Annotated in this window: 26 protein-coding genes; 8 read left to right on the forward strand and 18 right to left on the reverse strand. The window is 55.9% G+C overall.

The window, feature by feature from the left end; translation table 11 throughout:
- Positions 1 to 102 precede the first annotated feature (102 nt).
- On the forward strand, positions 103 to 1,653 hold the full coding sequence (gene mltF, locus E0L20_RS22575; RefSeq protein ID WP_131635865.1) for a membrane-bound lytic murein transglycosylase MltF: 1,551 nt from the start codon (positions 103 to 105) through the stop codon (positions 1,651 to 1,653).
- Here the strand turns inward: mltF and tadA are convergent.
- Genes tadA through murQ form a run of 4 tightly spaced genes read right to left on the reverse strand, consistent with a single transcriptional unit; the run spans position 1,541 to position 5,012 of the window.
- Entirely contained in the window at positions 1,541 to 2,047 is a 507-nt protein-coding gene (gene tadA / locus E0L20_RS22580) for a tRNA adenosine(34) deaminase TadA (RefSeq protein WP_131635866.1), read from the reverse strand. The genes mltF and tadA overlap by 113 nt on opposite strands.
- A gap of 56 nt (positions 2,048 to 2,103) precedes the next feature.
- Positions 2,104 to 2,739, reverse strand: coding sequence for a phosphatidylglycerophosphatase C (gene yfhb, locus E0L20_RS22585; protein ID WP_131635867.1), 636 nt, complete (start codon positions 2,737 to 2,739; stop codon positions 2,104 to 2,106).
- 3 nt (positions 2,740 to 2,742) lie between these two features.
- Positions 2,743 to 4,107 (reverse strand): PTS transporter subunit EIIC, encoded by a 1,365-nt coding sequence (locus E0L20_RS22590; protein ID WP_131635868.1) that lies wholly within the window; start codon positions 4,105 to 4,107, stop codon positions 2,743 to 2,745.
- 11 nt (positions 4,108 to 4,118) lie between these two features.
- Complete coding sequence (murQ, locus tag E0L20_RS22595) at positions 4,119 to 5,012, reverse strand: N-acetylmuramic acid 6-phosphate etherase (protein WP_131635869.1); 894 nt, start codon at positions 5,010 to 5,012, stop codon at positions 4,119 to 4,121.
- A gap of 118 nt (positions 5,013 to 5,130) precedes the next feature.
- On the opposite strand from murQ, the gene E0L20_RS22600 reads away from it, so the two are divergent.
- Together E0L20_RS22600 and E0L20_RS22605 are read left to right on the forward strand one after the other, a co-directional pair.
- Positions 5,131 to 5,979 (forward strand): MurR/RpiR family transcriptional regulator, encoded by an 849-nt coding sequence (locus E0L20_RS22600; protein WP_131635870.1) that lies wholly within the window; start codon positions 5,131 to 5,133, stop codon positions 5,977 to 5,979.
- Positions 5,980 to 6,035: 56 nt separating this feature from the next.
- A complete protein-coding gene (locus E0L20_RS22605; RefSeq protein ID WP_014071370.1) occupies positions 6,036 to 6,296 on the forward strand; it encodes a YfhL family 4Fe-4S dicluster ferredoxin in 261 nt (86 codons plus the stop codon).
- Here E0L20_RS22605 and acpS read toward each other — a convergent pair.
- From acpS to rpoE, 11 genes are all read right to left on the reverse strand, one after another.
- Positions 6,293 to 6,673: a holo-ACP synthase gene (acpS, locus tag E0L20_RS22610; protein ID WP_131635871.1), complete on the reverse strand. Its 381-nt coding sequence runs from the start codon at positions 6,671 to 6,673 to the stop codon at positions 6,293 to 6,295. The two genes, E0L20_RS22605 and acpS, sit on opposite strands and share 4 nt — an antisense overlap.
- Entirely contained in the window at positions 6,673 to 7,404 is a 732-nt protein-coding gene (gene pdxJ / locus E0L20_RS22615; protein ID WP_131635872.1) for a pyridoxine 5'-phosphate synthase, read from the reverse strand. Before pdxJ ends, acpS begins: the two co-directional genes overlap by 1 nt.
- 33 nt (positions 7,405 to 7,437) lie before the next feature.
- Positions 7,438 to 8,145, reverse strand: coding sequence for a DNA repair protein RecO (gene recO, locus E0L20_RS22620; RefSeq protein WP_131635873.1), 708 nt, complete (start codon positions 8,143 to 8,145; stop codon positions 7,438 to 7,440).
- A gap of 17 nt (positions 8,146 to 8,162) precedes the next feature.
- Entirely contained in the window at positions 8,163 to 9,068 is a 906-nt protein-coding gene (gene era, locus E0L20_RS22625; protein WP_131635875.1) for a GTPase Era, read from the reverse strand.
- Positions 9,065 to 9,745 (reverse strand): ribonuclease III, encoded by a 681-nt coding sequence (gene rnc, locus E0L20_RS22630; RefSeq protein ID WP_131635877.1) that lies wholly within the window; start codon positions 9,743 to 9,745, stop codon positions 9,065 to 9,067. Before rnc ends, era begins: the two co-directional genes overlap by 4 nt.
- 222 nt (positions 9,746 to 9,967) lie before the next feature.
- Positions 9,968 to 10,942: a signal peptidase I gene (gene lepB / locus E0L20_RS22635; RefSeq protein WP_131635879.1), complete on the reverse strand. Its 975-nt coding sequence runs from the start codon at positions 10,940 to 10,942 to the stop codon at positions 9,968 to 9,970.
- A 16-nt stretch (positions 10,943 to 10,958) separates the two neighbouring features.
- Positions 10,959 to 12,758 (reverse strand): translation elongation factor 4, encoded by a 1,800-nt coding sequence (gene lepA / locus E0L20_RS22640; protein ID WP_131635880.1) that lies wholly within the window; start codon positions 12,756 to 12,758, stop codon positions 10,959 to 10,961.
- Between the two features lie 185 nt (positions 12,759 to 12,943).
- Positions 12,944 to 13,420 carry a SoxR-reducing system protein RseC gene (gene rseC / locus E0L20_RS22645; protein WP_131635881.1) on the reverse strand — a complete coding sequence of 159 codons (477 nt, stop codon included), beginning with the start codon at positions 13,418 to 13,420 and terminating at the stop codon, positions 12,944 to 12,946.
- The gene (gene rseB, locus E0L20_RS22650; RefSeq protein ID WP_131635882.1) at positions 13,417 to 14,370 is read right to left on the reverse strand and encodes a sigma-E factor regulatory protein RseB; all 954 of its coding nucleotides are present in this window, start codon (positions 14,368 to 14,370) and stop codon (positions 13,417 to 13,419) included. Before rseB ends, rseC begins: the two co-directional genes overlap by 4 nt.
- Positions 14,370 to 15,020 (reverse strand): anti-sigma-E factor RseA, encoded by a 651-nt coding sequence (gene rseA, locus E0L20_RS22655; RefSeq protein ID WP_061097363.1) that lies wholly within the window; start codon positions 15,018 to 15,020, stop codon positions 14,370 to 14,372. The genes rseB and rseA overlap by 1 nt, the downstream gene beginning before the upstream one ends.
- 31 nt (positions 15,021 to 15,051) lie before the next feature.
- The gene (gene rpoE, locus E0L20_RS22660) at positions 15,052 to 15,627 is read right to left on the reverse strand and encodes an RNA polymerase sigma factor RpoE (protein ID WP_006176728.1); all 576 of its coding nucleotides are present in this window, start codon (positions 15,625 to 15,627) and stop codon (positions 15,052 to 15,054) included.
- A 425-nt stretch (positions 15,628 to 16,052) separates the two neighbouring features.
- Between rpoE and nadB the strand changes: the two genes are divergently transcribed.
- The gene (gene nadB / locus E0L20_RS22670; RefSeq protein ID WP_131635883.1) at positions 16,053 to 17,672 is read left to right on the forward strand and encodes an L-aspartate oxidase; all 1,620 of its coding nucleotides are present in this window, start codon (positions 16,053 to 16,055) and stop codon (positions 17,670 to 17,672) included.
- Here the strand turns inward: nadB and trmN are convergent.
- The gene (gene trmN, locus E0L20_RS22675; RefSeq protein WP_131635884.1) at positions 17,657 to 18,394 is read right to left on the reverse strand and encodes a tRNA(1)(Val) (adenine(37)-N(6))-methyltransferase TrmN; all 738 of its coding nucleotides are present in this window, start codon (positions 18,392 to 18,394) and stop codon (positions 17,657 to 17,659) included. The two genes, nadB and trmN, sit on opposite strands and share 16 nt — an antisense overlap.
- A 132-nt stretch (positions 18,395 to 18,526) precedes the next feature.
- Between trmN and srmB the strand changes: the two genes are divergently transcribed.
- Positions 18,527 to 19,855 (forward strand): ATP-dependent RNA helicase SrmB, encoded by a 1,329-nt coding sequence (gene srmB / locus E0L20_RS22680; protein ID WP_131635885.1) that lies wholly within the window; start codon positions 18,527 to 18,529, stop codon positions 19,853 to 19,855.
- A 54-nt stretch (positions 19,856 to 19,909) separates the two neighbouring features.
- Here srmB and grcA read toward each other — a convergent pair whose 3' ends face one another.
- Complete coding sequence (grcA, locus tag E0L20_RS22685) at positions 19,910 to 20,293, reverse strand: autonomous glycyl radical cofactor GrcA (RefSeq protein ID WP_029741127.1); 384 nt, start codon at positions 20,291 to 20,293, stop codon at positions 19,910 to 19,912.
- A gap of 313 nt (positions 20,294 to 20,606) precedes the next feature.
- Between grcA and ung the strand changes: the two genes are divergently transcribed.
- Positions 20,607 to 21,296 (forward strand): uracil-DNA glycosylase, encoded by a 690-nt coding sequence (ung, locus tag E0L20_RS22690; RefSeq protein ID WP_131635886.1) that lies wholly within the window; start codon positions 20,607 to 20,609, stop codon positions 21,294 to 21,296.
- Between the two features lie 40 nt (positions 21,297 to 21,336).
- On the opposite strand, the gene E0L20_RS22695 is transcribed toward ung, so the two are convergent.
- A complete protein-coding gene (locus tag E0L20_RS22695; RefSeq protein WP_131635887.1) occupies positions 21,337 to 22,467 on the reverse strand; it encodes a tRNA/rRNA methyltransferase in 1,131 nt (376 codons plus the stop codon).
- 204 nt (positions 22,468 to 22,671) lie between these two features.
- On the opposite strand from E0L20_RS22695, the gene trxC reads away from it, so the two are divergent.
- Positions 22,672 to 23,091, forward strand: coding sequence for a thioredoxin TrxC (gene trxC, locus E0L20_RS22700; RefSeq protein ID WP_131635888.1), 420 nt, complete (start codon positions 22,672 to 22,674; stop codon positions 23,089 to 23,091).
- Positions 23,092 to 23,160: 69 nt separating this feature from the next.
- Positions 23,161 to 23,859 (forward strand): tRNA-uridine aminocarboxypropyltransferase, encoded by a 699-nt coding sequence (gene tapT, locus E0L20_RS22705; protein WP_131635889.1) that lies wholly within the window; start codon positions 23,161 to 23,163, stop codon positions 23,857 to 23,859.
- Positions 23,860 to 23,874 lie beyond the last annotated feature (15 nt).

Raw genomic sequence — 23,874 nt, forward strand, 5'->3', positions numbered from 1 at the left:
CTGCCGCAAGTTTGCGCAAAATGCCGCTCAATCAATGGCAAACCTTATTCTTAACATGGCTACAGCATACTGAGGCAACCGGCGTCGCAGAGAATTAACTAATTGAAAAAATTAAAGATTAATTATCTGCTCATCGGCATTGTGACGTTGCTGCTGGCAGTGGCCCTCTGGCCTTCTATCCCTTGGTTCGGCAAGGCCGAAAACCGTATCGCCGCCATTCAGGAGCGGGGGGAGCTGCGCGTCAGTACCCTTTCCTCTCCGCTGATCTACAGCGACATCAACGGCAAAACCATTGGTCTGGATTATGAGCTGGCCCAACAGTTTGCTGATTACCTGGGCGTGAAGCTGAAAGTCACCGTGCGTCAGAACATTAACCAGCTTTTCGATGACCTGGATAACGATGAGGCGGACATTCTGGCAGCCGGGCTGGTGTACAACACCGAACGCAGCAAGAACTATCAGCCCGGCCCGACCTACTACTCCGTATCGCAGCAGCTGGTGTACCGCGTCGGCAGCCTGCGCCCCCGCACGCTGGCCACCATCAATGAGCAACAGCTGACGATTGCCCCCGGCCACGTTGTGATTGACGACCTGCGCGCCCTTAAAGAGAAAAAGTATCCTGACCTGGGCTGGACGGTCGATCCCAAACTCGGCACCACCGAACTGCTGGATCAGGTAAAGGACAAGAAGCTGCCCTACACCATTGCCGATTCGGTGGCGATCAGCCTGTTCCAGCGCGTACACCCGGAAATCGCCGTGGCGCTGGACGTGACGGACGAACAGCCGGTCACCTGGTTTACCCAGCTGGACAGCGATCAGACCCTCTCTGCGGCCATGCTCGACTTCTATAACACCATCAATGAAGACGGCACGCTGGCACGCCTGGAAGAGAAATACCTCGGACACGGGGATGATTTCGACTACGTCGATACCCGCACCTTCCTGCGCGCCGTGGATAGCGTGCTGCCGGACCTGCAGCCGCTATTCGAGAAGTATGCCCAGGAGATTGACTGGAAGCTGCTGGCGGCCATCTCGTATCAGGAATCTCACTGGGATGCTCAGGCCACCTCCCCTACGGGCGTACGTGGGCTGATGATGTTGACCAAGAATACCGCGCTGAGCCTTGGCGTTAACGACCGTACCGATGCGGAGCAGAGCATCAGCGGCGGCGCGCAGTATTTACAGGATATGATGGCGAAAGTGCCGGAGACGGTGCCGGAAGAAGAGCGGATTTGGTTCGCGCTGGCGGCCTACAACATGGGATATGCGCACATGCTGGATGCCCGGGCGCTGACGGCAAAAACCAAAGGCAACCCGGACAGCTGGTCTGATGTCAAACAGCGCCTGCCGCTGCTGAGCCAGAAGCCGTGGTACAACAAGCTCACCTACGGCTATGCGCGCGGGCATGAGGCGTACGCCTACGTAGAGAATATTCGTAAATACCAGATTAGCCTGGTGGGCTATCTGCGTGAGAAAGAAAAGGAGGCGGCAGAGGCGCAACAGTTGGCCCAAAGCTATCCGGTAGTTGCTCCGGACGAACTTAATCGCCCGGCTGCTTCAATTCTGCCTTTTGTTGCTTTTTCTGCTGCCGGCGCATTCGAAAGAAGTCACTCAGCAGACCCGAACACTCTGGTGCAAGTACCCCACCGATAGTCTGCACCTGGTGATTCATTCCCGGGTGCCCAAGCACGTCCATTAGCGACCCTGCAGCCCCGGTTTTTTCATCCCGTGCGCCAAACACCAGCGTCCCGATTCGGCTATGCACCATCGCCCCGGAGCACATCACGCAGGGTTCCAGCGTCACGTACAGCGTGGTATCAAGCAGACGGTAGTTTTGCAGCACCAGCCCGCCCTGACGCAGCGCCATGATTTCGGCGTGCGCGGTAGGATCGTGACGGCCAATCGGACGGTTCCACCCTTCTCCAATGACCTGGTCGTTGTGAACCAGTACGGCCCCGACGGGCACTTCGCCCTCATCCCAGGCGCGCTGAGCCAGCTTGAGCGCGTGGCGCATCCAGTATTCATGAGTGTGTTCAGGGTTGGACAAGGGCTGATACTCCAGTCGAAAGCGGGCGGCATTATACACGCCCGTTTTAGAGAAGACTATTCGAGTTGCTGAAGTTCACCCACAGGCGTGACGCGCCAGCGGTGCTGGCAAAAATAGAGCAGCGGGTTGTCCTGCTTGCTGTCGCTGTAGCCGCTGTACAGGCGCAGCGGTGTGCCGATGCGCTTCTCCAGCTGGACCACTTTTTCATGCCCCAGGCAGCGCAGGGTCAATACCCAGCCGCCGTAGCCGCGCGCGATTTGCGTGGCGATGAGATTCACCCGCGGCAGCCACGGGGTATCAAAGTAGACCTGCTCCACCAGCGTTTGCGGCGAGCCGGTAATTAGCCAGATGTCGGCATCGTTGGCGTCGAGGTAGCCGGTCAGCCGCGCCTGTACCACGGGGAACGCGGCAACATGGCCGCGAAACCACTGCGCAAAATCCTGTTCAAGCTGTTTGAGCCGCGCTTCGCTGTGCCCAAAGGTACATCCCCAGAGCAGAAGGCTCATCGGCCATCGCGCCGCGCGGCCTTTCACCAGCAGCGCGATGCCAATTACGGGTAAGAGCGGTAAGACGAGCAGCGCATTCAGAGGCTGGCGCCGCAGCAGGTAGCGCATAAAGGTGCCGAACATATCCTGCTGATGCAGCGTTCCATCCAGGTCGAAAAAAACAACGCGACGCTCGTGATTGGCCAAACCTTACTCCTCTGGGTCGTTGAATCCTAACAGCCAGGTAAACAGGAACCCGGCGATCACCGCTACTAAATAGCCTAACAGATAGAGCATGACTTTTCCGGTCACGATGGTTAATGCCAGCGGTAAACCGGAAAGCCCAAAGGTGATTACCGTCGCCACTTTCCAGTAGCTGATCAGCGCCCCGCCCACTGCGCCACCCAGGCAGGCGGCGAGGAAGGGTTTACCCAGCGGCAGCGTGACGCCAAAAATCAGCGGTTCGCCAATACCCAGCAGTCCGACCGGCAGCGCCCCTTTGATCACCTTTTTCAGACGCGCGTTGCGGGTTTTCATCAGTACGGCGATCGCCGCCCCCACCTGCCCTACGCCCGCCATCGACAGGATTGGCAGCAGCGCGTTGTAGCCGTGCGCCTGCACCAGCTCGACGTGGATGGGAACCAGCCCCTGATGTAGCCCCGTCAGCACTAACGGCAGGAAGGTGCCGGAAAGCACCGCGCCCACCAGCAGCCCGCCGCGATCGATAGCCAGCGACGCGCCGTGGGCAATGGCTTCCGAGATCCAGCCGCCCAGCGGCTGCAGCGCCACAATGGCTACGCTGCCGGCGATCAGCGTGGTCAGCAGCGGGTTAAGGATTAACTCAATTGAGCCAGGCAATACCGCGCGAAGCCGTTTCTCAATCCAGCACATCAGGATGACCACCAGCAGGACCGCAATCACCCCGCCACGGCCAGGCTGGAGCGCCTCACCAAACAGCGTAATCTGCGCCAGCTGTGGGCTGGACAAAATCCCCGCCATCACGCCGCCCATCGCCAGCGATCCGCCAAACACCTTCGCGGCGTTCACCCCGACCAGGATGTTCATGATGGCGAAAACGGCGCTGCCGAAGATCCCCAGAATCCCCAGCAGGTTCGGATACTGCGTGGCAAAATCGCCCACGATATCCGGGCGCTTGAGGATATTGATGATCCCGGTGATCAGCCCCGAGGCGATAAACGCCGGGATCAGCGGAATAAAGACGTTCGCCAGCTGTCGCAGCGCGTCGCTCATCGGGGCTTTGTACCTGGCTTTTGCCTGAGCTTTGGTGCGTTCGGCATCGTCAAATGACGCCGTCGCGTCACCGCCCACCATCAGCGCGCGCATGGCATCGACAACCTGCGCCGCTTTACCCGGCCCGACAATAAGCTGGTGCTGTTGCCCCTGTTTGACGTATCCGCTTACGCCGGGAAGTTGCTTGAGGCGCGGCAGATCAAGCTCATCGTCGTCATGCACCTCGACGCGCACGCGCGTCATGCAGTTTTCCAGACGCTGAATATTTTTTTCTCCGCCGATCCCCTGCAGGATACCGCTGGCGAGCGCTGCTGTTTTTTCCATACACGCCTCTGTTAGTTTTCTAATGCAGCCCGTAAGAACCCGTTGTGCGCATCGAGTCTGGCTCTCGCCGCCGCTGCGTCCAGCCCGCTCAGGATCATCAGAATGGCGGGTTTAACCTCATGATCGGTTTGTTTCAGGGCGGCTTCTGCCTCTTCACGGCTTGCCCCCGTGGCTTCCACCACCATGCGGCAAGCTCTGTCCACCAGCTTGACGTTGGTGGCCTGCATATCCACCATCAGGTTCTGGTAGACCTTGCCGAACTTCACCATCGCGCCGGTGGAGATCATATTCAGCACCAGCTTTTGTGCGGTCCCTGATTTCAGGCGCGTGGAGCCGGTCAGCGCTTCTGGCCCGACGACCGGGGAAATGGCAATGGCGGCCACTTGCGCAATCGGCGAACCGGGATTACAGGAGATGGCAACGGTCGTGCAGCCGGCCCGGTTGGCATATTCCAGGCCGCCAATGACGTACGGCGTGCGCCCGGAAGCCGCCAGCCCCACCACCAGATCCTGCGCGGTCAGGTTCAAGGCTTTGAGATCATCTTCACCGAGCTGTTTGTTATCCTCTGCCCCTTCAACGGCCTTTAACAGCGCGCCCGGGCCGCCGGCAATGAGCCCGATCACCAGACCGTGCGGGACGCCAAAGGTTGGCGGACATTCGGAGGCATCCAGTACCCCTAAACGTCCGCTTGTGCCTGCGCCCATGTAAATAATGCGTCCACCGGCCTTTAGCGCTGCTGCTGCCGCATCAACCGCCTTCGCCACCTCAGGCAATGTCTCTTTCACTGCCTGCGCGACCAGCGTATCCTGTTGATTAAAACGGTTAACCAGCTCCAGCGTGGAGAGTGCGTCGAGATCCATGGTTTGTGGGTTACGCGTTTCTGAAACAAGTGAGCCTAAATTCATCTTTTTTACCTCTGGAATTTTTAATTCATAATAATCACACTATAATGGAATATAAAATTCATTCAGGCGAGCAAAATCCATATTTGCGCAGACAATCACATTTTCGCCAGGAGAACGTATGAACTGTTTAATCCGCATTCGCCAGCGCTACGCGGGCTTTGCTCAAAGCGACAAAAAGCTGGCGGATTTTTTACTGTCTCAGCCCGATCGCGCGCGCCATCTCAGTTCCCAGCAGCTGGCGAGTGAAGCCGGAGTGAGCCAGTCCAGCGTGGTGAAGTTTGCCCAGAAGATTGGTTTTAAGGGTTTTCCAGCGCTGAAGCTGGCGATCAGCGAAGCACTGGTGAGCAACCCTAATCCGCAGTCCATGCCGGTGCACAATCAGATCCGCGGCGACGATCCGATGCGGCTGGTGGGCGAAAAGCTGATTAAAGAGAACGTGGCGGCGATGCACGCCACGCTGGACGTGAATACCGAAGAGAAGCTTCTGGAAAGCGTGGCGATGCTGCACGGGGCGCGGCGGATCATTCTGACCGGTATCGGCGCGTCCGGACTGGTAGCGCGTAATTTTGGCTGGAAGCTGACGAAAATTGGCCTTAACGCCATCGTCGAGCAGGATATGCACGCCCTGCTGGCGACCGTTCAGGCGATGGATCCAGACGATCTGCTGCTGGCTATCTCCTATTCCGGCGAGCGCCGAGAGATCAACATGGCCACCGACGAAGCCCTGCGCGTCGGCGGAAAAATTCTGGCCATCACCGGCTTTACGCCAAACGCGCTCCAGCAGCGGGCAACGCGCTGTCTATATACCATTGCCGAAGAGCAGGCCACGCGCAGCGCGGCAATTTCATCAACCAGCGCGCAGATGATGCTGACCGATCTACTGTTTATGGCGCTGGTGCAGCAGGATCTGGAGCGCGCGCCGGAGCGCATTCGTCACAGTGAAGCCCTGGTAAAAAAACTGGTCTGAACAACGAATGAGCGTATAATGCCCGCCCTGTTTGTGTTGTTTCTGAGAATTTCCTGATGGCGCTGTTAATCACCAAAAAATGCATCAATTGCGATATGTGCGAACCCGAATGCCCTAACGAGGCGATTTCGATGGGTGACAGCATTTATGAGATTAACAGCGACCGCTGCACCGAGTGCATCGGCCACTATGAGACGCCGACCTGCCAGAAGGTGTGCCCGATCCCCAACACCATCCTGAAGGATCCGGCCCACGTCGAGAGCGAAGAGCAGCTGTGGGATAAGTTTGTCCTGATGCATCACGCGGACAAGCTTTAGCTTTCGACGATCACCGTCGCGCTGGCATAGTGACGTTCATCCGCGATCGTCACGTGCATGTGATTCACCCCCAGCTTCTCCGCAAGCTTCAGCGCCTCGCCCCATAAGCGCAGGCGCGGTTTCCCCAGCTCGTCGTTGAACACCTCAAACTGGTTAAATGCTAGACCGTTACGGATCCCCGTACCGAAGGCTTTGGCCGCCGCCTCTTTTACCGCAAAGCGCTTCGCCAGAAAGCGCACCGGCTGCTGATGCGCTTCCCAGATGGCCCACTCGTTATCGCTCAGCACGCGTCTTGCGAGGCGATCGCCGCTACGGGCGATTACCGCTTCAATGCGGGCGATCTCAACGATATCGGTGCCTAAGCCCAGAATCGCCATTACTGACGCGCTTCCTGCATCAGGCGCTTCATCTCGGATACCGCCTCTTTCAGGCCGCTCATTACCGCGCGGCCAATAATGGCGTGGCCGATGTTCAGCTCGTGCATTTCCGGCAGCGCGGCAATGGCCTTCACGTTGTGGTAGGTGAGGCCGTGACCGGCGTTGACCTTCAGGCCCAGGCTTGCCGCGTAGGTGGCCGCTTTGGCGATACGCTCCAGCTCTTTCGCCTGTTCGGCGTCGTTTTCAGCATCGGCATAGCAGCCGGTGTGGATTTCGATATACGGCGCGCCCACGTCGGCCGCCGCTTTAATCTGGGCGAAATCGGCGTCGATAAACAGAGAAACCAGGATACCGGCATCCGCCAGACGTTTGCAGGCATCGCGCATTTTGTCGAGCTGCCCGGCCACATCCAGACCGCCTTCGGTGGTCACTTCCTGACGTTTTTCCGGCACCAGGCAGCAGAAGTGCGGCTTAGTTTCGCAGGCAATGGTCAACATCTCTTCGGTGACCGCCATCTCAAGATTCATACGGGTGTCCAGCGTCTGACGCAGAATGCGCACGTCGCGATCGGTGATGTGGCGACGGTCTTCACGCAGGTGAACGGTGATGCCGTCGGCGCCAGCCTGCTCGGCAATAAACGCCGCCTGAACCGGATCGGGATACGCCGTGCCGCGCGCGTTACGCAGCGTGGCGATATGATCGATGTTGACGCCTAACAGTAATTCAGCCATGACAATCCTCGGTTTTCTTTTCGATTCTGTGGTCTAACGTTTCGGCACAAACTGCCTGAATAATTCGCGGCTCTTTAAGGGCTTGCCGCCAAGATACGGCTTGAGGGCAATCCGGGTAAAGCGTTTTGCTGCGCGCAGGGTGTCCAGATCGGGAAACTCGCGTTCATACAGCGCCCGGAGCTGGCGACCGGTAAAAGTGCTGTTGTCTATCACGATACTGGCAATGAAACCCTTTTCTTCGCGGTAGCGGTAGGTCATGGTGTCTTCTACCTCGTCCCCGCTGCCCGCACAGTGCAGAAAATCAACGCCGTAACCCAGGTGTCCCAGCAGCGCCAGCTCAAAACGACGCAAGGCGGGTTCGGGCGTGCCGGTTGCGCCAGCCAGCGCCTGGATACAGTGCAGATAATCGAAGAAAAGTTCAGAGAAGCGGGTCTCATGTTCAAGAACCCGAGAGATGAGTTCGTTGACGTACAGACCGCTGTAGAGCGTGATGCCAGAAAGGGGAAGCGCCAGAGAGACGGCTTCGGCACTGCGCAGGGTTTTAACTTCCCCTCGCCCGCCAAAGCGAACCAGCAGCGGCGTGAAAGGCTGTAGGGCACCTTTCAGATTAGAACGTTTGGAACGTGCGCCTTTCGCAACAAGGCGCACGCGGCCCGACTCTTCCGTGAAGACGTCCAGCATCAGGCTGGTTTCGCTCCAGGGACGACTATGGAGAACGAAGGCACGCTGCCAACCTTCCATATGCTCGTCGTCTTGCGTTACTGATCTTCGCCGTAACCGAGGCTGCGCAGAGCACGCTCATCATCGGCCCAGCCAGATTTCACTTTCACCCACAGTTCGAGGTGAACCGGCGCTTCGAACATGTCCATCATGTCCTTACGGGCTTCAATACCGATGGTTTTGATCTTGGCCCCTTTGTTGCCGATCACCATCTTCTTCTGCCCTTCACGCTCAACGAGGATCAGGCCATTGATGTCATAGCCACCGCGCTCGTTGCTCTGGAAACGCTCGATCTCCACCGTCACAGAGTACGGCAGTTCAGCGCCCAGGAAACGCATCAGCTTTTCACGAATGATTTCAGAGGCCATGAAGCGCTGGGAGCGGTCGGTGACGTACTCTTCCGGGAAGTGATGAATCGCTTCCGGCAGGTGCTTACGCACGATGCTCGCAATGGTGTCGACGTTCAGACCGGTCTCTGCAGATAGCGGGACGATATCGAGGAAGTTCATCTGGCTGCCCAGCCACTGCAGATGAGGCAGCAGGTCGGCTTTTTCCTGGACGTTGTCCACTTTGTTGACGGCCAGGATCACCGGCGTTTTGCCATCGCGCAATTTGTTCAACACCATTTCGTCGTCCGGCGTCCAGCGGGTGCCTTCCACAACGAAAATGACCAGCTCTACGTCGCCGATTGAGCTGCTCGCCGCCTTATTCATCAGGCGGTTGATGGCGCGCTTCTCTTCCATATGCAGGCCCGGGGTATCGACGTAGATCGCCTGATACGCGCCTTCAGTATGAATACCGACGATGCGGTGACGCGTGGTCTGCGCCTTACGCGAGGTGATCGAAATCTTCTGCCCGAGCAGATTATTCAGCAGGGTGGATTTGCCGACGTTCGGACGTCCGACGATGGCAATAAATCCGCAATAGTTTTTTTCTTCGCTCATTCCAGCTCCAGCATTTTCAACGCCTGTTCGGCGGCAGCCTGTTCCGCCTTGCGACGGCTAGAACCTGTGCCAACCACCGGTTCACTCAGGCCACTGACCTGGCAATGGATGGTAAATTCCTGATCGTGCGCTTCGCCACGCACCTGTACCACCAGATAAGATGGCAGCGGCAGATGGCGACCCTGCAGATATTCCTGCAGACGCGTTTTCGGATCTTTTTGTTTATCGCCCGGACTGATTTCGTCCAGACGGCTCTGATACCAGTTCAGGATCAGCTTTTCTACGCTCTGGATATCGCTGTCCAGGAACACGCCGCCGATTAACGCTTCGACCGTATCGGCAAGAATAGATTCACGACGGAAGCCGCCGCTTTTCAGTTCACCAGGCCCAAGGCGCAGGCATTCGCCGAGTTCAAATTCGCGTGCGATTTCCGCAAGGGTATTACCCCTTACCAGCGTGGCGCGCATGCGGCTCATATCACCTTCGTCCACTCGCGGGAAACGATGATAAAGCGCATTAGCAATCACGAAACTTAAAATAGAGTCACCCAGAAACTCGAGGCGCTCATTATGCTTGCTGCTGGCGCTGCGGTGGGTTAATGCCTGTTGCAATAATTCCTGATGTTGAAAAGTGTAGCCCAGCTTCCGTTGAAGCCGATTAATTACGATGGGGTTCATGCGATACCAATAGATAAATGCGTCAAAAATGCAGCACACGAAACCGACCTGAGAAAACCAACGCGGTTTCGTGTGCCGTGGCACCCTTGCAGGGCCAACCTTAAACTTCGGGGGAATATTCTATACACAACGACAGGGGATGTCGTTAGTTCAAAGAGATTTATCGCCGAAATAATTCACGTAGCCACAAATATTTGCGGCTACGTGTTCAATTATTGAGAATTAATGGATTCCGCCAATACGACTCAGGCGAACACCGGTCGGCCATTCGCCTTCCTGCTTCTCAAAACTCATCCAGATTGCGGTCGCTTTACCCACCAGATTCGCTTCCGGCACAAAGCCCCAGTAACGGCTGTCCGCGGAGTTATCGCGGTTATCACCCATCATGAAGTAGTGTCCCGGCGGTACAATCCAGCTGGCCAGCTGTTGACCCGGCTGTTTGTAATACATACCCAGCTGATCCTGCGCGATTGGCACGGTCAGAATACGGTGCGTAACATCACCCAGCGTCTCTTTGCGTTCAGTCAGACGAATACCGTTGTCTTTGGTTTCGTCTTTCGGTACCTGGAAGAAACCGCTGGTCGCTTCACCGCCGTTACGACGGGCAAAGGTCTGCACAAAATCACTTGGCTCAACGTTTGAGTAGGTGATTGGCAGCGCATTTCCGCATGCCGTACCGGAGCTGCAGCCTGGCTGTACGGTCACTTCTTTGGCAACCGGATCGTAGGTGACTTTATCACCCGGCAGGCCAACCGCACGCTTGATGTAGTCAAGGCGCGGATCTTCCGGATATTTAAACACCACGATGTCGCCACGTTTCGGATGACCCGTTTCGATCAGCGTTTTCTGATAGATCGGATCTTTAATGCCGTAGGCAAACTTCTCCACCAGAATAAAATCGCCAATCAGCAGCGTTGGCATCATTGAGCCTGACGGGATCTGGAAAGGTTCGTAAATAAACGAACGCACCACCAGAACGATCGCCAGCACCGGGAACACCGATGCCCCTGTCTCCAGCCAGCCCGGTTTCGGGCCGACTTTCTTCAGGGTTTTCGCATCCAGCCCATCGCCAGTTGCTGCCTGCGCGGCAGCCTGACGCTCACGGCGTTTTGGCGCGAAGATAAACTTATCCAGACACCACAGCAGACCCGTCACCAGGGTAGCGATGACCAGGATCAGGGCAAACATGTTCGCCATGCCAACTCCTTAAAGGTTATTTGCCGTCTTTGCCAACGTGCAGAATGGCAAGGAATGCTTCCTGCGGCAGCTCAACGTTGCCGACCTGCTTCATACGCTTCTTACCGTCTTTCTGCTTTTGCAGCAGCTTTTTCTTACGGCTGACGTCACCGCCATAGCATTTAGCCAGAACGTTTTTACGTAGCTGCTTCACGGTTGAACGCGCAATAATGTGGTTACCGATCGCCGCCTGAATAGCGATGTCAAACTGCTGACGTGGGATCAGCTCTTTCATCTTCTCAACCAGCTCGCGACCACGGTACGGCGCGTTGTCGTTGTGGGTGATCAGCGCCAGCGCATCAACTCGCTCGCTGTTGATCAGCACGTCAACACGCACCATGTTGGACGCCTGGAAGCGTTTGAAGTTGTAATCCAGTGAGGCATAGCCACGAGAGGTCGACTTCAGGCGGTCGAAGAAGTCGAGCACCACTTCCGCCATCGGGATTTCATAGGTCAGCGCCACCTGATTACCGTGGTAAACCATGTTGGTCTGCACGCCACGCTTCTCAATACACAGGGTGATGACGTTACCGAGGAACTCCTGCGGCAGCAGCATGTGACACTCTGCGATAGGCTCGCGCAGTTCGTGAATGTTGTTCAGCGGCGGCAGCTTGGACGGGCTATCGACGTAGATAACCTCTTTCGAGGTGGTTTCCACTTCGTAGACAACGGTCGGCGCTGTGGTGATCAGATCCAGATCGTATTCACGTTCCAGACGCTCCTGAATGATCTCCATGTGCAGCAGGCCGAGGAAGCCGCAGCGGAAGCCGAAGCCCAGCGCCGTTGAACTTTCTGGCTCGTAGAACAGAGAGGCATCGTTCAGGCTCAGCTTGCCGAGGGCATCACGGAAGTTTTCGTAGTCGTCGGAGCTGACCGGGAACAGGCCTGCATAGACCTGCGGCTTCACTTTTTTGAAGCCTGGCAGCGCTTTATCCGCCGGATTACGCGCCAGCGTCAGCGTATCGCCCACCGGCGCGCCGAGGATGTCTTTAATGGCGCAAACCAGCCAGCCAACCTCACCGCATTTCAGCTCGGTACGATCAACCTGCTTAGGCGTGAAGATACCCAGGCGATCGGCGTTGTAGACCTGACCGGTGCTCATCACCTTAATTTTGTCGCCTTTGCGCATGGTGCCGTTTTTGATACGCACCAGCGAGACAACGCCGAGGTAGTTATCAAACCACGAGTCGATGATCAGCGCCTGCAGCGGGGCGTCCGGATCGCCTTCCGGTGGCGGAATGTCACGCACCAGACGTTCCAGCACATCAGGAACGCCTACGCCGGTTTTCGCCGAGCAGCGCACCGCATCGGTCGCGTCAATGCCGACGATATCTTCAATCTCTTCCGCTACGCGCTCTGGGTCGGCGGCAGGCAGGTCGATTTTGTTCAGGACCGGGACAACTTCGAGGTCCATTTCCATCGCGGTGTAGCAGTTTGCCAGGGTCTGAGCTTCTACGCCCTGCCCGGCATCCACCACCAGCAGCGCACCTTCACAGGCCGCCAGCGAGCGTGAGACTTCATACGAGAAGTCAACGTGGCCTGGGGTGTCGATAAAGTTCAGTTGGTAGGTTTCACCGTCGGTGGCTTTGTAGTCGAGCGTTACGCTCTGCGCTTTGATGGTGATACCGCGTTCGCGTTCCAGGTCCATGGAGTCCAGAACCTGGGCTGCCATTTCACGATCAGACAGGCCACCGCAAATCTGGATAATACGGTCAGACAGCGTCGACTTACCGTGGTCAATGTGAGCAATGATCGAAAAGTTACGTATGTTCTTCATATAGTTAAATAATTATGCCTTACGAATTCCTGGAGGCCGCTGTTCTTAGCCTGACGTTTTTCAGTGCGAAAACGCAGCATTCTACACTACATCCCCGCAACCTGGAAATGCACTTAGAGCCAAGCATAGCGCGAAGAAACGGCGTTTTCTTTTTTGAGACGTAAATAATGATAAAGCCCGGTGGATCACCGGGCCTCAGAAGAGAGTGTTTCAACGCGAAGCTGGTCAGGTGCCAGCGCGACGCTAAGAATAACGGGCTGCCATTCCTCACGAGCAGCGAGCTTGGGCGATAAGCCCTTCGCAAGCCAAAATCCGCCCACTCCCCCCAGTGCGGCCCCGCACATCGCAGCCGCATCGGTAGCAAAAAGCATCTGGAAAATGCCACCCATCACAAACAGGCCCACCAGCGGGGAGAGATAAACCAGCACGGCGGAGGTCAGCAGGCTGCCTTCGGCAATGCCCAGTTCGACCTTCTGCCCTGCCACCAGCGGCTGTTCGCTCGGCACGGCGATCGTATGCGAGGTTTGCGGCCCGAGTTTATTCAGTACGCGACTGCCGCAACCGGCTCTGGACGCACAGCTATTGCAAGATGCTTTAACATCGCAGCTCACCAGCGCTATGCCATCCTGCCAGGAGACAACCGTGGCCCACTCTTTGATCATTGCGCCGCCCTGAATTTAATACTGTCGGAAATACGCTTAGCCGTCTGCGGCGGCAATTCCCCAACGATGGTGATCTCAGCGTTGTCGCGAACCGTCGTACTCACCGTCCGACGCCCGGTACGAAGCATTTGTTCAGAACTGTTTGCCGAGGCGCGATTGATGTTCACCGAGAAGCTGAACAAGCCATCGGAATAAAGACGGGATTCAACCGGCGTTTCAATCGTTGGCAACTGACGGCGGCTGCTGGAGACTTCGCTAAACCCTTGCGGGATCCAGGAGGGTACCCAGTTGAAATTCACGGAATCACCGGCCGGTACGGAAAGCAGCGGCGGCAGGCTGGCTTTGGCCAAGTTCTGCATGCTGTTGCCAACCTGATTGTTGACGGAGAAAGAGATTACGCGGAACTGCTCCAGCGTTTCGCCGTCACGATCCAGCAAATCAACGCGCATCGGCAGCTTGGTTTCTGCGTCGATCCAGACGATATAGCTATAGCGCGTTCCGTCACGGGCAACCACACGGATCACTTCGCACAATCTGTCCGCGATACGCGTACGGCCTACCGAGATAAAATCGTAGTAAGGACCGAGGCGTTTGAAGTCGGTGTAGATAAGAGATGGCAAGGAATCGACGATATAGTCGCCATTCAGCGTGAAAGGCTCAAGGCCTGGCTCGAAATAGCTGATTTCGTTACCGCGCTGGACAACTTCCCGGCGCGGGCCATCCATCTGTAAAAGCTGGGCGAGAGGCTGGTTATCAAGACGCGCATGGCGATAACGTAACGACTCTACGCCCTGCTTGTTAATGCTGATAAATGCCAACTCGTAATTGAGTGACTGGCTGGCCAGATTCATTTGCTGCAACAACGCCCCGGATGAAACATCAGCCGAGGCGTTGGCAGAGAAGAACAGGCTACCCGCCATCAGAGACATGGCGAACCAAAGTTGCTTCATTACTGCGATTGCGTTCCTAAAGTTTGGTTTCCTGGCACCTGCACAGCAGCCTGCTGGGTTTGTGCCTGCTCAAACTGAAGCTGTTCAGAGTGCAGACGACGCTGCAACTCATAATCCTGCAACATCGCATTAATGCGACGGCGCTGCTCCTGAACCTGCTGCTGCTGGCCGCCGCTTGCGGAAGCATCAGCCGGTACGCCCAGGCTAACCGGGCTGGCTTTGCCCATCATCGGCAGTGTATTGAACACTGGCGCTTCTGGCTGCTGATTAGTTTCAGACTGAGTATTATAGTGCTGGACGCCAACGATAACTGCAAGCGATACGCATGCAGCCACGCCCATTTGGGTAAGCTGGCTGGCCCAAGGACGCACCTTATGCCAGAACGGCATTTTCTGCCACTGGTGAGGCGCGGGTTGAGCTTCAGGAATCAGCGGAGTGGTCTGATGAACGGGTTCGTTCTCAATTGCCGCCATCACACGGGCTGAGATATCGAAATGGAGAACCTCGCCAGTGTCACCGCGTAGGGTGTCACGGATGAGATGGTAGCTCTCCCAGGTCTCTTGCATTTCGGGAGAATGAGACAGCTCATTGAGGAGCTCACTATCCAGCGTTTCACCATCCATTAAAGCGGAAAGTTTTTCTTTCTGCATGCCTAATACCTTTTCCAGTATCCCGCTATCGTCAACGCCTGATAAGCGGTTGAACTTTATTATCAATAGCTTCTCGCGCACGGAAGATTCGTGAACGCACCGTGCCGACCGGACAATCCATAATAGCCGCTATCTCTTCATAGCTTAGGCCATCCAGCTCCCGTAACGTAATTGCCATGCGTAAATCTTCCGGGAGCGACTCGATCGTGCGAAAAACAATCTGTCTCAGTTCTTCTGACAACATTAAGTTCTCAGGGTTCGAAATTTCTTTCAACGCGCCGCCGCTTTCGAAGTTTTCGGCGTCGATTGCGTCCACATCACTTGAAGGCGGACGACGGCCCTGAGCGACCAGATAATTCTTTGCTGTATTCACCGCAATACGGTACAGCCAGGTATAAAAAGCGCTATCTCCCCGGAACGAATCCAGCGCACGATAGGCCTTAATAAAAGACTCTTGTACCACATCAGGCACATCGCCTGACGGGACATAGCGGGAAACCAGGCTCGCCACCTTATGCTGGTAGCGTACCACCAGTAGGTTAAAGGCTTTCTGATCTCCCTTCTGGACCCGTTCAACCAGGACCTGGTCCGTTAACTGCTCGCTCATCCGAGGTAATGTCTCCCCAAACCTAAATTCCACGCGTTATCGAAACGCCACTCTTAAAAACCGCACTTTGAGCAAGCACCGGGTTAGAGTGTCTGTTCTTCAATAAGTTCCGTCACGCCTTTGTTTTTGTTCATCGCGCCGCAGACCGTTCATTTTCTCTCATTATATGTCTGTTCACGATACGTACCCACTTTCTGGCAAGAAACATCTATTTTCCCGTGAGAAGAGTAACGCAACACGGGCTTTATTTCACCACATAATCTGAAGCTAACGATCTGCTTCGCAAAATATTTTCGTTCTTTTACGTCATTTTAATCCTCTGCAATAAGTTTAGTCACCGCAACGCTGAGCAAAAAAATGCGTGCGATATCTCGCATTACGGTGCTATTCTGGCCAAACACTGTTTAGTAAATTAAACAAACATCATGAATACACTACCTGACCTTCATTGTGATGTACTGATTATCGGCAGCGGTGCTGCTGGCCTCTCACTGGCATTACGCCTGGCCGAGCATCAGAAAGTGATTGTTCTGAGTAAAGGCCCCATGAGCGAAGGCTCTACGCTTTATGCGCAGGGGGGCATTGCCGCCGTGTTTGATGAAACGGACAGCATTGCGTCGCATGTCGAAGATACATTGATTGCAGGGGCGGGGATCGTTGACGAACATGCCGCAGAGTTTGTTGCCAGCAATGCCCGGCACTGCGTTCAGTGGCTTATCGACCAGGGCGTATTGTTCGACACCCACGTTCAGCCCAACGGTGAAGCGAGCTATCATCTGACCCGGGAGGGCGGACACAGTCACCGCCGCATACTCCATGCCGCAGATGCTACCGGTAAAGAGGTCGAAACCACGCTGGTTAGCAAGGCGCTAAGCCATCCTAATATTCAGGTTCTGGAGCGCAGCAATGCCGTTGACCTGATTATCTCTGACAGGATCGGCCTGCCCGGTACACGTCGCGTGGTGGGGGCCTGGGTCTGGAATCGTAATAAAGAAAAAGTGGAAACCTGCCGGGCAAAAGCGGTCGTGCTGGCCACGGGCGGCGCGTCAAAGGTGTATCAATATACCACTAACCCGGACATTGCCTCCGGCGACGGTATCGCGATGGCCTGGCGTGCCGGATGCCGCGTGGCAAACCTCGAGTTCAACCAGTTCCACCCCACCGCCCTCTTTCACCCTCAGGCGCGAAACTTCCTGCTGACGGAAGCGCTGCGCGGAGAAGGGGCCTACCTGAAGCGCCCGGACGGTTCCCGATTTATGCCGGACTTTGACGAAAGAGCAGAGCTTGCGCCGCGCGATATCGTTGCCCGCGCCATCGACCACGAGATGAAACGCCTGGGCGTGGACTGCATGTATCTGGATATCAGCCATAAACCTGCTGAGTTCATTCGCCAGCACTTCCCAATGATTTATGAAAAACTGCTGGGCCTGGGGATTGATCTTACCCGCGATCCGGTCCCGATTGTGCCTGCTGCTCACTACACCTGCGGCGGCGTGATGGTTGACGACAATGGCCGCACCGACGTGGATGGGCTGTATGCCATCGGTGAGGTGAGTTATACCGGGTTACATGGCGCCAACCGCATGGCGTCGAATTCCCTGCTGGAGTGCCTGGTGTACGGCTGGTCTGCGGCGGAAGACATTACCAAACGAATGCCTTATGCCCGCCAGACCGAGCGCTTGCCCGCCTGGGATGAAAGCCGCGTGGAAAACCCGGATGAGCTGGTGGTGATTCAGCATAACTGGCACGAGCTGCGGCTGTTTATGTGGGACTATGTAGGAATAGTCCGCACCACGAAACGCCTGGAGCGCGCTTTACGCCGTATCACGATGCTGCAACAGGAGATTGATGAGTATTACGCCAACTTCCGCGTTTCCAACAATCTGCTTGAGCTGCGCAACCTGGTGCAGGTTGCCGAACTCATTGTCCGCTGCGCGATGATGCGTAAAGAGAGCCGTGGCCTGCACTACACTCTGGATTATCCCGACCTGCTGCCTGAATCCGGCCCGTCGGTCTTATCCCCGCAGGCTCACATAAACAGATAAAACGCCTGGGTCAGAGCAGCGTAATCTTCAGAGTAGCGCTGGTCTGGCCCACGAATCACCATTCTGTCGTTAAAGCACTCACCCTCTTGGGGCGAAAGCGCCAGCAGCACGCGGTGAGGCAATCGCCCTTCCGTATCTGAGATATCGGTGCGTAAACGCAGATTCCAGCCCATCTCCCGCGCAATCTCAATAAAGGTATTTCCGGTGCTTTCCGGCAATACCACACAGAAAAAGCCCTCTTCGGAAATCAACTCCGCCGCGCTGGTGAGCAGCGATTTATGATCGAGCGAACCGGTATAGCGCGCCTGTTCGCGCTCCGGCGTTGCGCATTCGACGCCCGGCGCGTAGTACGGCGGGTTGCTGACGATCAGATCGTAACGTGCGGTTTGATCGGGTGCCCAGGCTAGCACATCGGCACATTCTACTTTTAGCCGGGCTGCCCATGGGGATTCAGCCGCGTTTTCGGCTGCCTGCTCTGCCGCCTGTGCATCCAGCTCAACCGCGTCAATCGTGACATGCTCTTCCGTGCGCTGTGCCAGCATTAATGCCAACAGCCCGCTGCCGGAGCCAATGTCCAGAACGCGCTTAACGCCGGCGACAGGAGCCCAGGCGCCCAGTAAAATACCGTCGGTACCGACTTTCATCGCACAGCGATCGTGAGCCACAAAAAATTGTTTAAACGTAAAACCATCGCGGCGCAGCTGCGCTTTGAGTTGAGACATGACAGGGCAACCTTCAAAGTGAAACTGGGGTAGCATAGGGGAAAGCGATGTGGTCGAAAAGCGATATCCATACAAACAGATGAAGATTACAGCCGTAACGTCTATAATCAGCGCCCCACACAGAGGTAGAACATGACTGTAACGACTTTTTCCGAACTTGAACTCGATGAAAGCCTGCTCAATGCACTTGAGAGCAAAGGCTTTACACGCCCGACCGCCATTCAGGCCGCGGCCATTCCGCCTGCGCTTGAGGGCCGCGATGTGCTCGGTTCTGCGCCAACCGGCACGGGGAAAACAGCAGCCTACTTGCTGCCTGTCTTGCAGCATCTGCTCGATTTCCCACGTAAAAAATCAGGTCCGCCGCGCATTTTGATCCTGACGCCTACGCGTGAACTGGCAATGCAGGTTGCCGAACACGCGCGTGAACTTGCGGCGAATACCCATCTGGATATCGCCACCATCACCGGCGGCGTTGCGTATATGAACCACGCCGAAGTGTTCAGCGAAAACCAGGACATCGTTGTTGCGACCACCGGCCGCCTGCTGCAGTACATTAAAGAAGAGAACTTCGACTGCCGCGCAGTTGAAACGCTGATTCTGGACGAAGCAGACCGCATGCTGGACATGGGCTTCGCACAGGATATCGAGCATATCGCGGGTGAAACACGCTGGCGTAACCAGACGATGCTGTTCTCTGCCACCCTCGAAGGGGAAGCGATCAAAGACTTCGCAGAGCGTCTGCTGGAAGATCCGGTAGAAGTGTCGGCTACGCCTTCCACCCGTGAGCGTAAAAAAATCCACCAGTGGTATTACCGTGCGGACAACCTTGAGCACAAGGTCGAGCTGCTGAAACATCTGCTGAAGCAGGAAGATGCTCTGCGCACCATCGTGTTTGTGCGTAAGCGCGAGCGCGTGCATGAGCTGGCTGAAATGCTGCGCAATGCGGGCATCAACAACTGCTACCTTGAAGGTGAGATGGCGCAGGTGAAGCGTACCGAAGGCATTAAGCGTCTGACCGATGGTCGCGTTAACGTGCTGGTCGCCACCGACGTCGCGGCGCGCGGGATCGATATTCCTGACGTGAGCCATGTGATTAACTTCGATATGCCGCGCAGCGGAGATACCTATCTTCACCGTATTGGCCGTACCGGTCGTGCGGGTCGCAAAGGCATCGCCATTTCGCTGGTCGAAGCACATGATTACCTGCTGCTGCAAAAAATTGGCCGCTACGTTGATGAGCCGCTGAAAGCGCGGGTTATTGATGAGCTTCGTCCGACCACGCGTGCGCCGAGCGAAAAAATGACGGGCAAACCGTCCAAAAAAGCGCTGGCAAAACGCGCTGAGAGAAAAGAAAAAGAGAAAGAGAAGCCGCGCGTGAAGCAGCGCCACCGCGATACCAAAAACATTGGTAAACGCCGCAAGCCAAGCTCTGCTGCGCCAGAGTCGAAAACCGAAGAGTAAAAAAAAGCCGGGTAATTCCCCGGCTTTTTTATGCCACCCCCGTGGCTGAAACCCTTACAGACTCTCGGTAAAGGTACGCGCAATCACGTCGCGCTGCTGTTCTGGGGTCAGAGAGTTGAAGCGTACCGCATAGCCAGAAACACGAATGGTCAGCTGCGGGTATTTTTCCGGATGCTCAACGGCATCCATCAGCGTTTCACGACGCAGAACGTTTACGTTCAGGTGCTGACCACCTTCCACACGCACTTCCGGCTGCACTTCCATTGGCACTTCGCGGTATTCGATTTCGCCCAGTTTATTTACCGGAACGATTTCATCTTCAGCAAAACCGGCTTTTGCCACTACGCAGCGCGCTTCATTTTTCTCGCTGTCCAGCAGCCAGAAAGAGTTGAGCAGATCGTCATTTGCAGCTTTAGTAATCTGGATACCTGTAATCATGTGTTGCCCCCTTAGGCTACAGTAACTGATGTCGGCCTCTCGCGGCCAATTGGTAAAACCATTGTTGCTTGCGTGTATATATAACACCCAGCCCCTTGCGATTTATTGATTTAAATCAACAAAAACACCAACCACATAAAGAGTGTGGTTTGATTTTATTGTTTTAGATCAATTTCAACACCTTACCAATTCAAAGAAAAACGGACGAATTCAAATTAAATTTAAGGAGTTAGCGCGAATTTGCGCGTGGAATTTTGCTCACCGGACGTTAGCGGGTAAGCTAGGCGCAGAATGAAATTCGCAGGAGAGCGAGATGACAACACCTTTAACATGGCATGACGTACTGGCCGAAGAAAAACAGCAGCCCTATTTTGTGAATACCCTGAGCACGGTTGCGGCTGAGCGACAATCCGGCCAGACGATTTATCCGCCACAGAAAGATGTTTTCAATGCTTTCCGCTATACGGAACTGAGCGATGTGAAGGTGGTAATCCTCGGTCAGGATCCCTACCACGGGCCCGGGCAGGCGCACGGTCTGGCATTTTCCGTTCGTCCCGGCGTCGCCATTCCCCCTTCTCTGCTGAATATGTATAAAGAGCTTGAAGGCACGCTTCCCGGGTTTGCTCGACCAAAGCACGGATATCTGGAGAGCTGGGCGCATCAGGGGGTGTTATTGCTGAACACCGTGCTGACCGTACGTGCCGGACAGGCGCACTCTCACGCCAGCCTGGGCTGGGAAACCTTTACCGACAAGGTGATTAGCCTGATCAATGAGCATCGTGAAGGGGTGGTGTTTTTACTCTGGGGATCGCATGCGCAGAAGAAAGGCGCGATTATCGATCGCCAGCGTCACCACGTGCTGAAAGCGCCACATCCGTCGCCGCTGTCGGCACATCGCGGTTTCTTTGGTTGTAATCATTTTGTTCTGGCGAATGAGTGGCTGGAAAAGCGTGGCGAGACGCCGATTGATTGGATGCCAGCGTTACCGGCAGAAAGCGAGTAGGGTTTGAATGTGCCGGGCAAAACCCGGCACACGTAAGGCTTTATGCCTTGTTCTGACGCCACCATTCGGCCAGCAGTACGCCGGTTGCAACGGAAACGTTCAGACTTTCAACGTTACCCGTCCCGTCGATAGAGACGCTCAGATCCGCGCTGGACAGCGCTGCATCAGAGAGACCGTCACGCTCCTGACCTAATACCAGCACCATTTTACGTGGCAGCGCTGCTTTAAACAGCGGTGTACCCGCATGGCTGGACGTGGTCACGATGGAGTAGCCCGCTTTACGGAACTGCTCAATGGCATCCAGAACGCTGTCGCCGGTGATCGGCTGAACGTGTTCTGCACCGCCTTCCGCAGTACGGATTGCCGCACCGGACTCCAGCAGCGCAGCATCCTGCAACAGCACGCCTTTCACGCCAAAGTGCGCGCAGCTGCGCATCATTGCGCCCAGGTTATGCGGGTTGCCCACGTCTTCCAGCGCCAGCACGCAGTCATCGGCTTCCGCCTGGCTGACCCACTGCTGCACGGTCGTCCCGTTACGTTTTTTGATCAGGAAGCAGACGCCGCCGTGGTGTTCGGTGCCGGACGCTTTGGTCAGCTCGGCATCATCCACGACGTGGTAGGCTTTGCGGTTTGCGGCCATCCAGCGCAGCGCTTCTTTAAAGCGCGGGGTCACGCTCTGGATAAACCAGGCGCGAACGATGCACTCTGGGCGGCTCTGGAACAGCGCCTGACAGGCGTTTTCGCCGTACACGCGGGTCTCTTCTGCGCGCTGACGACGCAGCACTTCCGGATCGATAAAGCTCTTACCGCTGATGCCGCCGTGATCGGCCTTTTCAGGCGCTTCTTCGCCAGGAGCGCGAGAAACGGTACGCCACGGGGAAGCGTTATCACGTGAGAAGTCATCGCGCGGACGATCGTCGCGTGGACGGTCATTGCGTGGACGGTCGGTACGCGGACGGTCGTCACGTTTGCGATCGTCACGTTTGCGGTCATCACCGCGGGAATTTTTGTCATCGCGGGCGGGGCGACGGCCACCGTCTGCACGAGAAGACGCCGGACGCCCGCCACCTTTTCCGGTACGCGGATTTTGGGTGCGTTTATCAGAGTCATCATCACTGCGGACATACATCACTTTGACCTTGCCGCTTTTGTTTTTCATTTCGTCGTTCATGCTTTTCTCCACCAGCGCTGCGCGAAGCGCGCAGATTACCCGATGTGCAAGCTCATAGCCATTATTTCGTACAAAAGCCTGTGACTATTGTACTCATTGAATAAAACGCGTTGTCGTTTCAAACAGGCTCAATGATAATATGTAACATATTAGAAACATTATCGGCGTTCTGCCGCTGTCCCACGGCTCTATCAGAGGTTAGTTATGAATACCGTATGTGCCAACTGTCAGGCTCTTAATCGCATTCCTGCCGATCGAATGGAAGATGGTGCGAAATGCGGACGTTGTGGCCATGAATTGTTTGATGGCGATGTCATTAACGCGACGGGTGCTACGCTGGACAAACTCCTCAAGGACGATCTTCCTGTGGTTGTCGATTTCTGGGCCCCCTGGTGCGGCCCGTGCCGTAACTTCGCGCCAATCTTTGAAGACGTGGCCGAAGAGCGCAGCGGGAAAATGCGTTTTGTTAAGGTGAACACCGAAGCCGAACGCGAGCTCAGCGCGCGCTTTCGCATTCGCAGCATCCCGACCATTATGATTTTCAAGAATGGCGAAGTCATCGACATGCTCAACGGCGCGGTTCCAAAAGCGCCATTTGAAAGCTGGTTAAACGAATCGCTGTAACATTCACGGGGCACATCTTGTGCCCCGCTCCCGCCTCTGCGAAAATACTCTTTTTCCTGCATTTCGCCCATGACTGATAACGCTGTCCTTCAACTACGCGCCGAACGCCTCGCGCGTGCAACACGCCCTTTCCTTGCTCGTGGCAACCGTATCCGCCGCTGTCAGCGCTGTCTGCTGCCGCTTAAAGTCTGTCTATGCGAGACGCTTACCCCAAGTCAGGCAGAAAGCCGGTTTTGCCTGGTGATGTTCGACACTGAACCGATGAAGCCGAGCAATACGGGACGTCTTATTGCCGATATTTTGCCAGATACCGCTGCGTTTCAGTGGTCGCGCACGGAACCGCCTCAGGCGCTGCTCGATTTAGTGGCTAATCCAGACTATCAGCCGATGGTTGTTTTTCCGGCATCCTATGCAGGTGAACACCGTCAGGTGGTGACTACGCCTTCTTCGGGAAAACCGCCGCTGTTCATCATGCTGGACGGTACCTGGACCGAAGCGCGAAAGATGTTCCGCAAAAGCCCGTATCTTGATGCGCTGCCGGTGATTTCTGTCGATCTGTCACGCGTTTCGGCCTATCGCCTGCGTGAAGCCCACGCTGACGGGCAATACTGCACCGCGGAAGTGGCGATTGCGCTGCTGGATTTAGCGGGTGATACCCATGCCGCCAGCGCGCTGGGCAGCCATTTCACCTGTTTTCGCGAACGCTACCTGGCGGGAAAAACCGTTCATAAGGGCAGCGTCACAGCAACAGAGGCAGAAAGCGTTTAAAATCATCAGGTCGCT

It is taken from the genome of Enterobacter wuhouensis, assembly GCF_004331265.1.
Classification (GTDB): domain Bacteria; phylum Pseudomonadota; class Gammaproteobacteria; order Enterobacterales; family Enterobacteriaceae; genus Enterobacter; species Enterobacter wuhouensis.